This window comes from Candidatus Palibaumannia cicadellinicola (assembly GCF_001269425.1).
GTDB classification, from domain to species: Bacteria; Pseudomonadota; Gammaproteobacteria; order Enterobacterales; family Enterobacteriaceae; genus Baumannia; species Baumannia cicadellinicola_A.
Map to the genome: position 1 here is coordinate 544028 of NZ_CP011787.1, position 12487 is coordinate 556514.

The following is a 12487-nucleotide window of genomic DNA, read 5'->3' on the forward strand; positions in this document are numbered from 1 at the left end:
TTTATTGACTACCTTTTGAGCCCTTACTGGACCTGCGCACAGTAAGATGCAGAGTATCAGTTTTATCCAGATTTTCATTAATATATTATTTAACTGAAATAAGTATATATCATACTATAGCTACTACCTAATCATAATATATAAAAATATTATACTTTAATGAGTAAAAACCTCACTGCTATCATTATCCTTAAAAACTAAATGCTAGAAATGTACTTTCTATAAACTAGAACTTAATCAAATATGTATAATATTTACATTTTTAAATATAAATTAATTGTTTATTGTATTTTATTATTTATGACTACTAGTTGCTCTATCTATAAAACAGTCATACCCCATAATTACCTTAATCAAGGTAATTACTTCAATAAAACTGAAGTAAATAAGCTATATATTGGTATGACCAAACAAAAGGTTCTTTCTGTTCTTGGAACACCAATGTTAACAGATCAATTTGGATATAATACTTGGTATTATATTTTACGCCAGGAACATCGTTATGAATCAATTTATCAAAAAAAATTAATACTAACTTTTAACAAAAATGACATTTTAATAAAAATAACTATATAATGAATTACTTTATATGAGTTAGTATGTTGCAAACAAAACTTAAACATAAATAAATATTACTCAACTAATATGAGAAATTTATGCACGTATCCTCCGTCTTTCTTTAGGATCAATAAGCAATGGCCGATAAATTTCTACACGATCACCATCGTGCAATATTTCTTTAAGTGATATTATGCGGCTAAAAATACCTATTTTATTAACGTTAATAACATCAATTTCTGACTGTAATGAAAGAATTCCTGAAGCTTCAATAGCTTGTGCTGCTGTACTGCCCTCAGGCAGTAAGATCGATAATATATATTGATACTCAGGTAAAGCATAAACTACATTAACACTAATATTAGCCACTATAAACTTCCTTTGCCCGCATAGTAAAGGCCATTATCATGCTATTAACTATTTCTGTAAATATTTGTCCTAGTGCTATATTAATTAGCTGATTTTTTAGTTCAAAATTTAGATATAACTCTACTTTACTTAATTTTTCATTTAATGGAATAAAATGCCAGTATCCAAAAAATGATCTAAATGGACCTTCAACAAGATCCATCATAATACTTTTATTTTTTTTCATAATATTATGAGTAGTGAATGATTTACTAATACCTGCCTTATAAATATTCATTTCAGCAGTCAACTCACTACTATCATACTGCTTTAGTATTTTACTGGTAATACATCCAGGGATAAATTCATGATAGGCATTAATATCATTAACCAAAGCGAACATCTGCTCTACACTATATGGAACTAGCACTGATCTAATGATTATAGGCATAATTTTTATTATAATGTTATATTAATTATTATTTTAACATGTCTATGTTAGATAGATACAAAAATACCTTATTTCTATGAATAAAAAATATAAATCAAGCTTAACTACCATTGAACAAAATAAGCATGTTAGCCACGAATTTTTTATTGAAAAAAAATTTGAAGCTGGACTGTCTTTACAAGGATGGGAAGTACAAGCACTACGTGCCAGAAGAGTAAATATCAGTAATAGTTATGTGTTATTAAATAATAACGAAGCTTTTCTTTTTGGCGCAACTTTCCAACCACTTATAGTTGCTTCATCTAATATAGTTTGTTATCCTACTCGTTCTAGAAAGTTACTTTTAAATAGAAGTGAATTAGATTTCATATTTGGACAAGTTAATCGTAAAGGTTATACAATTGTTCCATTATCCATTTACTGGAAACAACACTTAGCTAAGCTTCAGATTGGCGTAGCTAAAGGTAAAAAAAATATGATAAACGTTATTGTATTAAAAAACGTGAATGGATCATAGATCAAGCACGTATTACAAAATATATTAAATATTAAAGTAGAAAAAAGCTTAGATATTATTAGGCGGGGCTGTTATGGATTTGACAATATTTACGTAACCTTAGGTGCATGTCGAGATAAGGTAATCTCGTAAAATAACCTAAAAAAAATAATTGCAAAAAAATCGCAATATGAATCTGCTGCATTTGCATTAGCAGCTTAATCGGCCTAACAACTGAAGATTCCCTCTATCCCTAGTCTTCGCTCTTAGAACGGGGGAAATAGAGGTCAAAAATAACAAAAGAGATCGCGTTTAATTTTTTTTCTGGACTTGAACGTTAAAATTTAATCAGAATAGTTTATCATTTACGTGTCTGTCCGTAGTTGATCAGCGAAATTAAAGACAAAACTAAGCATGTAGTACCAAAGGCGTAGAAATGTTGGACGCGGGTTCAAATCCCGCCAGCTCCACTCAAATAAATTACTAAAGCGATACTTTGTGGACAAGTAATATTAACAAATCAATTACCTTTTAGGTATTCTCATAATACTATATCTAGTCAAGTATTATATCAGTAAGTTTTATTAAAGTTTAAGTTCTTAACTAACAACTAACTATGTATGGATGGGTCAAAATTTTAATACCTTAGATTAGTTGTAATCTAATCTTATTCTGCTTCAGTTACAACAACATTAACATTAAAATTTACATAAACTTCGCTATGAAGACGAATTGTTACTACATGATTACCAATAGTCCGTAGAACACCATTAGGTAAACGTACTTCATTTTTAGTAATATTAATCCCAGCATTAGTGATAGCATTAGCGATGTCACGAGTTCCGATAGAGCCAAATAATTTACCTTCTTCGCCAGCTTTCGAGATTATTTTTACACTGCTTAATTCATTAATTTTATCTGCGAGTGCTTGAGCTTGTAACTTACTATCAGCTAGTTTTGTTTCTAATGCAACACGACATTGTTCAAAATAATCAATATTATTTTTAGTAGCAGGTACCGCTTTACCTTTTGGTACTAGATAGTTACGGGCGTAACCAGATTTTACGTTAACTTTATCACCAAAACTACCAAGATTTAAAAAATTATCCAGTAAAATAACTTTCATATTATACACCTATATAATATTTATATTTAACATATATGTACTAATATTCTATGTAATTATTATATATAATATATGTTACTGATGAATATCAGTATATGGTAATAGAGAAAGGTAGCGTGCACGTTTAATAGCACGTGCTAGTTGACGTTGATATTTAGCACGAGTACCCGTAATACGGCTAGGAACAATTTTTCCACTTTCTGTTATGTAATTTTTCAGTGTTGTGATGTCTTTATAATCTATGTCAATCACTCCTTCTGCAGTGAAACGGCAGAACTTACGACGACGAAAATAACGTGCCATATAATATTTTAGTCTCCATAATCTAATCTATTAAATAAATATGTTCAGCATGCAATACAATTTTTCTAAGTCCATTACGTCCTTTATGACTACATATAAACCCGTGTACGGTAATTTTATCGCCCACTGTGATATTATTCGTAATATTATTTGATAGTATGCTGCTACTTACTACTACAGGTACTCTACACCATGCCTGTCGTATAAAACCAGCTTCATTCTGTACAGAACGATGCTCAATAACAAATTGATAATGTTTTATCCCAGATGGACTTACTTTACTAATAGGGGTCTTGCAAACTGTGCCTGATAACATCAGGTGATTAGCCTTCATCAATTACTCTTAAGCTCAGCATTAGCATTACTTACAGTATCATAATATTTGTTTGTGTCTTTAGTTACAGTTAAATCTTCTAAGTTTTCTTCTTTAGTCTTTACCATAGGAGATGCTTCAGTTATTGCAGACTTAACACGCATTATCATACTGCGTATAACTGCTTCATTAAAGCGAAAAGATTTTTTTAGTTCTTCGATCAATTTCTGTGAAGTTTCTAGGTTAATAAGAATATAGTGCGCTTTGTGCAGTTTTTTAATTGGATAAGTTAACTGACGGCGGCCCCAGTCTTCCATACGATGAATTTTACCTTTATCACTAGTAATCATTGCACTGTAACGTTCAATAATTACAGAAATTTGGTCGCTTTGGTCAGGATGAACCATCAAAATTATTTCATAATGACGCATTATATGGCTCCTTAAATACTATTTAGCCTAATATATATAAGTAAAAAAATTACCTATATCATCATAGATAAAGGCAGTTTAAAAAAACACTAAAAAAATATTAGTGACTTAGTTAAGTGTACTGATCATATCTAATAAAAACAAGGACCTATACTTATTCTTAAAGTTTTTATGCAATGAATGATAATTTATTAATTATGATTCAATGAGAGAGTATAGTCTCTGTCTTACAGCTTCGAAAAGAAAAATACCTACTGCTACTGCAATATTCAACGAAGATACAGAACCAGCCATAGGTATACGAATAAGCGTATCACAGTTTTTTTTTGTTAATGAACGCATACCATTACATTCTGCACCCATTACCAGTGCTATAGGTCTAGTAAGTTGGAATTGATGCTGATATAGATGATAATTAGCATCTATATCAGTACCTATTATATAAAAATTATATTGATGTAATAGATTTAACGTTCTTACTAAATTAGTAACACGGATAAGTGGTATTGTTTCAGCAGCACCACTTGCTACTTTTGACACTGTTGCATTAAAATTTGCTGAACGATTACGTGGAACAATAACAGCATTTACTCCAGCCGCATCTGCACAACGTAGACAGGCACCTAAATTATGAGGATCGGTAACACCATCTAGTACCAATAATAATAACGGTGTGCTATGCTGCTGGATATTTTTATTATCAAGTAAAGAAAGTAAATATTTTTCCTGAAACTGTTTTCCTAGCTGATGATATACTATTGCGATAATACCTTGATGTACAGCACCTTCTACTTGCTTATCTAGCCATTTGCGATTTACTAACTTTATAATAATATTTGCTTGCTTGATTTGCATCATTAGCGATTTAAAGCGTTGATCATAGCGTTCTTGAACAAGATAAATTTCTTGCACAGATTTTGGATTATTTTTTAACACAGCCAGTACTGCATGAATACCGTAAATAATTTGTTTCATTATTGCATTAATGATTGTTTGATAGTAAAAAGCAAACTAACTGAAACTATTATTATATTATATAGTTAGCTTGCTGCTCTGTGCTGTTGATTTTTCGACTTATTATTTTTGTAATCGTAGCGCTTAGTTGATATTAGAGAAAAGTTAATTTTTCTTTCACTCATATGTATTTTTTCTACACGAATTCCTACTGCATCACCAATACTATATATTCTACCAAAAGACTCGCCTATTAGGCGCTTACCTACATTATCATAGCGGTAATAATCGTTATCTAGTGAAGATACATGAACTAAACCATCGATACAAAGTTCATTAATACGGACAAATAAACCAAAACAAGTAACGTTAGCGATAATACCATAGAAAACTTCACCTACATGGTCTCGCATAAAATCGCATTTCAGCCAATCAGCTACATGACGTGTAGCATCATCTGCGCGACGTTCACTCATTGAGCATTGCTGACCAATTTTTAGCATGTCTTGTATTTCTGAATGCAAACCACCAGTTGTAGTATAACTGCCATTTACTTCACCTTTTTGCTTACCTAACAGGTATTTAATAGAACGGTGTAATACTAGATCTGAATAACGACGTATAGGCGAAGTAAAGTGTGTATAAGCCTGTAAAGCTAAACCAAAATGACCACGATTTTCTGGATCATAAATAGCTTGCTTCATAGATCTTAATAACATGGTACGTAACATTTCATTATCCGTCCTATCTGATATTATACTTATCAGATCAGCATAATCCTTAGGGTTCGGCTTATTACCGCCACCTAGAGTTAATCCTAGTTCTGATAATACAGAACGTAGCGAAGAAATATTATCATTACTGGGTCGGTCGTGTACGCGATATAGCGCTGGCTCTTTATTATTAGCGATAAAACTAGCTGCAGCAATATTTGCTAATATCATACATTCTTCAATTAGTTTATTTGCTTCATTACGTACCATTGGCTCAATTCTTTCAATACGTTGCTCAGCGTTAAAAATAAATTTTGCTTCTTCAGTTTCAAATGAGATACAGCCACGCTGTATCCGTGCTTGTTCTAACTTTTGAGACATAGCATATAATTGATTAATTGGTTTTATGATTTTATTAGCATAATTCGAACTTAATTGTTTATTACCTTGCAATATTTGCCAAACCTGATTATAGGTCAGACGTGCTTTAGAATTAATTACTGCTTCATAAAACTTATAAGAAGATAATCTACCTTGAGCTGAAATAGTCATTTCGCAAACCATACACAAACGGTCTACTTTGGGATTTAACGAACATAATCTATTAGATAGTACATCAGGTAACATTGGTATCACCTTAGATGGAAAATATACTGATGTAGCTCGATTACGCGCTTCATTATCTAGAGGCGTATTTGGACGTACATAGTAACTAACATCAGCAATTGCTACCAACAAACGCCATCCCAAACGTTTTTTCTCGCAATATACTGCATCATCTAAATCACTTGCTTCTTCTCCGTCAATGGTAATCAATGGTAGCATCCGTAAATCAATACGGCCGCTATAGTCTGATTTAGGTACTTCTTCATATGTGTTTTTGAAACTAGCAGCAATCTGTTGTTCTACTGCTTGCGGCCAAATATAGGGCATATCATATGTCCGTAACGCAATAGCTACGGCCATACTAGTACCCATTTTATCACCAAGAACTTCTATTACTTTACCTATTGCTTTACCATTGGTATAGCGATTAGGACGCTGGGTTAATTTGACTACTACTATGCAACCAATATGAGCATTATGCGTAGCTTCTTGAGGAATAATAATTTCAAAACTAAGACGGCTATCCTCAGGTACTACAAAAGCTTTGTTTGCATTTCTGAAAAAATGACCTACTATCTGGTTAGTATTAGGTACTAGTACTCGTATAATACGAGCTTCTCTACGACCTTTATTGTATCCTCCCTTAGATGTAGTAGTTGCGGCTATAACCACATCACCATTAATGGCTATTTTCATCTGTTCTGCAGAAAGATAAAAATCTTCTTTTCTACCATCCACTCGTAAAAAACCAAAACCATCTCTATGACCAATCACAGTACCACGCAGTACATCTAAATTTTTTTTTAGTACATAATACTTTTTTTTTATACACATTAGTTGTCCATTACGCTCCATTGCACGTATAATTCGGGTTAGACCTGCTAATTTATCTACGCAACAAATATCTAGTTACAGCGATAAATCATCGATCGATACTAATCTAGATTTATCTATTAGATAGGTTAAATAGTCTTAGATCCCTACTAGCAACTAGTAAATCACTAGCTCTGAAAAATAATTTTTTGACATAGTGCTACCTAAATTAGGTCATAGTAGGTAAGCGTAGGTAAGCATAGACAGACTATTTTTATTTTTAAATACTTTATTAAGTTATTATTAATTCATTACGCTATTACGTTCAATGGGTCACGTAAAATAATAGTATCGTTGCGATCTGGCCCGGTTGAGATTATATCAACCGGTACTCCTGTGAGTTCTTCGATACGTTTAATATAGTTACGCGCGGCTGCTGGCAACTTGTCTAAAGTTTTTATTCCAAAAGTAGTTTCCTTCCAACCTGGTAATATTTCGTAAATAGGTTCAATACCAGTCCAGTTTTGCGCAGAAATTGGGGTATTATCTATTATTTTGCCATCAGGCAAACGGTAAGCATAACATATTTTTACTTCATTAAAATGATCTAGTACATCTAGCTTAGTAAGACAAAAACCAGATAAAGAATTTATATTGACCGCGCGACGAAGAGCTACTGCGTCAAGCCAACCAGTACGACGACGACGGCCAGTTGTTGCGCCAAACTCATTACCATTAATACATAATAACTCACCTATTTCGTCGAATAACTCTGTAGGAAATGGGCCCAAACCTACGCGTGTTGAATAAGCTTTAACGATTCCTAATATATACCCTATATAGCGTGGTCCTAAGCCAGAACCTGTAGTAACACTACCTGCTGTTGTGTTGGAAGATGTTACATATGGGTAAGTCCCATTATCAATATCTAATAAGGTACCTTGAGCGCCTTCAAACATCATGATATCACCATTATTACTTGCTTTATTTAGTAAATCTGAGACATCAACTACCATACTAGTTAGTATTTCTGCTACAGCCATGACATCATTAAGTACCTTATTGTAGTTAATTGATTCCATCTTATAGTAATGTACTAGCTGAAAGTTATAATAGTCCATGACATCATGAAGCTTAACTGCAAATTCTTTTTTGTTAAATAGGTCACCTACTCTTAGTGCACGTCTTGCTACTTTATCTTCATATGCTGGACCAATACCACGTCCTGTAGTACCAATAGCATTAACGCCAAGTGCTTGTTCACGTGCTATATCCATAGCAACATGATAAGATAAAAGTAGTGGACAAGCTTCTGAAATTAGCATGCGTTCACGAACTGGTATACCTCTTGCTTCTAACTGCTGCATCTCTTTAATCAGAGCGTCTGGCGATAGTACTACACCATGGGCTATGATGCTAATGACATTAGCACGTAAAATACCTGAAGGAATTAAATGAAGTATTGTTTTTTCACCATTAATTACTAATGTATGACCAGCATTATGTCCTCCTTGATAACGAATAACATATTTAGCTTTTTCAGTTAATAGATCAACAATTTTACCTTTACCTTCATCACCCCATTGGGTACCCAGCACAACGATGTTATTAATCATTTTTTATTAAAAATACCATATTAATTAATATTTTAATTTTATCATTTGAATTTAATTTTTACATTACTTAATTGTATCTTATACAATATAATTGTAATATTAATTACAGTAATGCACTAAATAATTAATTTACTAAATCATTGATGATTGCTAACAACCTTTTTTACAGGTAATTTCATAAATCTTAAAAAATCACTTTCTGGGCTAAGTACGAAAATATTATTACCTTTAAAGCTATTTTTATATGCACGTAAACTACGAACAAAAGCGTAGAAAGATGGATCTTCGCTAAAAGCTTCAGCATATAGTTTAGCAGTTTCAGCATCAGCTTCACCCCTAATAATTAGAGATTGGCGTTCTGCTTCAGCTAGGGTTCTTGTTACTTCATAGTCTGCTGTAGCACGCAGTTTTTCTGCTTCTTCTTGGCCCTGAGAACGATGACGACGTGCTACTGCCTCACGTTCAGCACGCATTCTCTGATAAATAGCATCAAAAACTTCTGTAGGTAAGTTAATTTGCTTTATCCGCACATCTACTACCTCAATACCTAGTGCAGCCATACTGTTTGAGTTTACTGTTTGTTGTGAAGAGTTAGTATCGTCGTAGTAGTGCTCAACACGAGCTACCGCAGATGATATCGCATTATCAGCTGCAGTAGCAGTAGCTAGTAACTCATCATCATCACCAGATGTGCCATTATTTAATGCTTCACGTACGTCAGTCATTAACTGATTACGAGAGTCTGTTACAATACCCTTAACATTTAGACGACCTAGTTCTGAACGTAAGCGGTCGGAAAATTTCCTTTTTAGCAGTACTTCTGCCTGTGATACATCGCCCCCACCTGTGGCTAAATAATAACGACTAAAGTCGCTGATACGCCACTTAATATATGAATCTACAATAAGATCTTTTTTTTCCATAGTCACGAATCTATCTGCCTGGTTTTCCATAGTTTGAATACGAGCATCTAGATTCTTAACTTTTTCAATAAAAGGAATTTTTATATGTAGGCCTGGATTATAAATTAGTGGTTTATTATTACGATCTCTTAATACTTTACCAAAGCGTAAAACTATGCCGCGTTGTCCTTCTTGAACAACGAATAATGACGTATATAATATAAAACACATGATACCAATAATAAGTGTAAAATTTGTTCGCATGAGTGTCTATCTCCCTTGACGGATAATATCGTCACGGTTAATATCGTAGCGTTGTGTATTAGTATTAGTCTTACTTGGATTCATAACTTTCTCTTTTTCTTTGTTTTCTTTTTCTTTTACTGGTAAACGCATAATATTCAACTTATTATTATCCTGAATCGATTTATCATCAGAAATATTATTACTATTTTTTAAAAAATAATTAATTGGTAACATCATTACATTACTATTTTTTTCGCTAATAATTATTTTATTATTTTTACTTAGCATATTTTCCATAGCATCGATATATAGACGTTCTCTAGTTACTTCTGGTGCTGCCTTATACTCTGGTAATACCTTAGAAAAACGCTTAACTTCACCTTCTGCCTCTAAGATAGTACGAGTTTTGTATGCACGTCCTTCTTCTAAAATTCTCTGCGCCTTACCGTTAGCCCTAGGTTGTACCTCGTTAGCGTACGCTTCTGCTTCTCTAATATATTGCTGTTCGTTTTCTCTTGCAGCTATTGCGTCATCAAAAGCTGCTTTTACTTCTTCTGGGGGTCGTGCAGCCTGAAAGTTCACGTCCAGTAAGGTTATGCCTATGTTATAAGGAAGAATAGTATCTTCTAGAACATGCTGGGTATCGCTACGGACTACAGTACGACCTTCAGTCAAAATTCTGTCCATAGTATATTTTCCGATCACACCACGTAGAGCGCTGTCTGTAGCTTGACGTAAACTATCGTCTGCATCTGTTACGCTAAATAGATACTGTTTAGGATCTGTAATACGGTACTGTACGTTCATTTCAACACGTACTACGTTTTCATCAGAAGTAAGCATAACACCAGAAGCAGCTAATTCTCGTACTGATTCTACGTTAACAGTAGTTACTGTATCAATTAATGTAGGCTTCCAATTCAAGCCTGGAGTAACAATATGGTCAAATTTTCCTAATCTAAGTACTACCCCGCGTTCAGCCTCTTTAATGGTATAAAAACCACTACAGGCCCATATAAGTATTAAAGTAATAAGCCCAAGAATATAAAATCTAATTTTTTTAGTCATAATTGGACTACCAAACCAGCTTAATTTACTATTTAACTTTCTTAAAATAGAATCATAATTCATATTAATATTAGAATTATTATTGCGATTGCTCCACTGGTCTCTGTCATTTTCGTTATTACCTGGCGGATTCCAAGTCATTGTTGATCTCCATGTAATGATTAATATTGTTGTCTGTATTGTTGTACTATGATCTTACAAAAGGTAAGTTAAACAATATATTCTAATAACTCAACTTCCTGTTTACATAAACGAAACCATTTATTTTTTGGTAATCTGATTATTAATCGAACGCTGCCATCTGTTTCAATCCAATATTTTTCGATTGCATTTAACTGATAAAAATAGCTAAGTAGTCTGCCTGCTCTAGGTGGTAAGCATAAATGATAACTAGTAATGTCACCTACTAAACACTCTTCTAGTGCTTTTAGCAGTAAGCTAATGCCATGGCCGCTTTGTGCAGATAACCAAACACTTACTGGATTGTTAAACTCATTACGATCAATACGTGGGGTAAAATTGTTTAATTTGTCTATTTTGTTCATAACCAGTAACTTTGATATTAAATTAGCATTAATTTCTGCTAATACTTTTTCTACAGAACTAATTTTTATATTTATGCAGTTATCTGATGCATCGACAACATGCAGTAGTAAAGTAGCCTGTCGTATCTCTTTTAGTGTTGCCTGAAATGATGCTACCAGATGATGAGGCAGATCTCTTATAAAACCTACTGTATCTGCTAGTACAATATTGCCAACAGTTTTTATATTTATATTTTTTATTTTTGTATCGAGAGTAGTAAATAATTTATCTGCAGTCTCTACACTAGCTTTAGTAAGATAGTTGAATAATGTAGACTTTCCAGCATTAGTATAACCTACTAATAACACAGTTGGGATAGAAGCACGGGTAAGCCTCCCTTGCTCACGTCTATTTTCTAACTTTTTTATACGTAAAAGAATGGTATTAATACGTTTACGTAATAAACGACGATCTGTTTCCAGTTGAGTCTCACCAGGTCCACTGAGCAGACCAATTCCACCTTTTTGTCGTTCCAGATGCTTCCATCCGCGCACCAGTCGAGTAGACTGATGACTTAATTGTGCTAATTCAACTTGCAGTTTTCCTTCATTAGTACGTGCGCGCTGTGCAAAAATACTTAATATTAAACCAGTACGATCAATTACACTACACTCAAATAATAACTCCAGATTACGTTCTTGAGCTGGTGATAAAGAATGATTAAAAATAACAATAGAGGCCGCATTATTCTTCACTTTTTCTGCTATTTCATTAGCTTTACCCTCACCAACGAAATATTTAGCATTTGGTGTATTACGACTACCTGTGACTATATTTAATATGGAAACTCCAGCGGAACATACCAAAGATTCAAATTCATCTAGATCATCTTTAAAATTATGATTTTTTTGAAAACAAATATGAACTAGTATTGCTTGCTTATGCTTACCTAAATAATAACAATTTAACAAGCTGATAACCTCTTTTTAATTAAATTAAGCTTTATTGTGTTGTGGTA

General features: G+C 33.1%; 12 protein-coding genes, 1 other RNA gene and 2 pseudogenes. 3 read left to right on the plus strand and 12 right to left on the minus strand.

The window, feature by feature from the left end; translation table 11 throughout:
- Positions 1–243: 243 nt before the first annotated feature.
- Positions 244–576, plus strand: coding sequence for an outer membrane protein assembly factor BamE (gene bamE / locus AB162_RS02475; RefSeq protein WP_053097212.1), 333 nt, complete (start codon positions 244–246; stop codon positions 574–576).
- Between the two features lie 78 nt (positions 577–654).
- Here the strand turns inward: bamE and AB162_RS02480 are convergent, their stop codons facing one another.
- The gene (locus AB162_RS02480; protein WP_053097214.1) at positions 655–927 is read right to left on the minus strand and encodes an RnfH family protein; all 273 of its coding nucleotides are present in this window, start codon (positions 925–927) and stop codon (positions 655–657) included.
- On the minus strand, positions 920–1357 hold the full coding sequence (locus tag AB162_RS02485) for an SRPBCC family protein (RefSeq protein WP_053097218.1): 438 nt from the start codon (positions 1355–1357) through the stop codon (positions 920–922). Before AB162_RS02485 ends, AB162_RS02480 begins: the two co-directional genes overlap by 8 nt.
- Positions 1358–1427: 70 nt before the next feature.
- Here AB162_RS02485 and smpB point away from each other — a divergent pair.
- Both smpB and ssrA read left to right on the plus strand, forming a co-directional pair.
- Positions 1428–1909 (plus strand): annotated as a pseudogene (gene smpB, locus AB162_RS02490) (SsrA-binding protein SmpB).
- A gap of 29 nt (positions 1910–1938) precedes the next feature.
- Positions 1939–2326: a transfer-messenger RNA gene (gene ssrA / locus AB162_RS02940) on the plus strand.
- A 194-nt stretch (positions 2327–2520) separates the two neighbouring features.
- On the opposite strand, the gene rplI is transcribed toward ssrA, so the two are convergent.
- From rplI to hflX, 10 genes and pseudogenes are all read right to left on the minus strand, one after another.
- Positions 2521–2979 carry a 50S ribosomal protein L9 gene (gene rplI / locus AB162_RS02495; protein ID WP_053097220.1) on the minus strand — a complete coding sequence of 153 codons (459 nt, stop codon included), beginning with the start codon at positions 2977–2979 and terminating at the stop codon, positions 2521–2523.
- Positions 2980–3054: 75 nt separating this feature from the next.
- Complete coding sequence (rpsR, locus tag AB162_RS02500; protein ID WP_053097222.1) at positions 3055–3282, minus strand: 30S ribosomal protein S18; 228 nt, start codon at positions 3280–3282, stop codon at positions 3055–3057.
- Between the two features lie 22 nt (positions 3283–3304).
- Positions 3305–3616, minus strand: coding sequence for a primosomal replication protein N (gene priB, locus AB162_RS02505; protein ID WP_053097224.1), 312 nt, complete (start codon positions 3614–3616; stop codon positions 3305–3307).
- A complete protein-coding gene (gene rpsF, locus AB162_RS02510; RefSeq protein WP_053097226.1) occupies positions 3616–4026 on the minus strand; it encodes a 30S ribosomal protein S6 in 411 nt (136 codons plus the stop codon). The genes priB and rpsF overlap by 1 nt, the downstream gene beginning before the upstream one ends.
- Before the next feature lie 195 nt (positions 4027–4221).
- Complete coding sequence (gene rlmB / locus AB162_RS02515) at positions 4222–5001, minus strand: 23S rRNA (guanosine(2251)-2'-O)-methyltransferase RlmB (protein WP_053097228.1); 780 nt, start codon at positions 4999–5001, stop codon at positions 4222–4224.
- A gap of 65 nt (positions 5002–5066) precedes the next feature.
- A pseudogene (rnr, locus tag AB162_RS02520) lies at positions 5067–7208 on the minus strand (ribonuclease R); the annotation flags it as partial.
- A gap of 215 nt (positions 7209–7423) precedes the next feature.
- Complete coding sequence (locus AB162_RS02525) at positions 7424–8728, minus strand: adenylosuccinate synthase (protein WP_053097232.1); 1305 nt, start codon at positions 8726–8728, stop codon at positions 7424–7426.
- 137 nt (positions 8729–8865) lie between these two features.
- Positions 8866–9894: a protease modulator HflC gene (gene hflC, locus AB162_RS02530; protein ID WP_053097234.1), complete on the minus strand. Its 1029-nt coding sequence runs from the start codon at positions 9892–9894 to the stop codon at positions 8866–8868.
- 6 nt (positions 9895–9900) lie between these two features.
- A complete protein-coding gene (gene hflK / locus AB162_RS02535) occupies positions 9901–11085 on the minus strand; it encodes an FtsH protease activity modulator HflK (protein WP_053097236.1) in 1185 nt (394 codons plus the stop codon).
- 68 nt (positions 11086–11153) lie between these two features.
- Positions 11154–12440: a ribosome rescue GTPase HflX gene (gene hflX, locus AB162_RS02540; RefSeq protein ID WP_053097238.1), complete on the minus strand. Its 1287-nt coding sequence runs from the start codon at positions 12438–12440 to the stop codon at positions 11154–11156.
- Between the last annotated feature and the right edge of the window lie 47 nt (positions 12441–12487).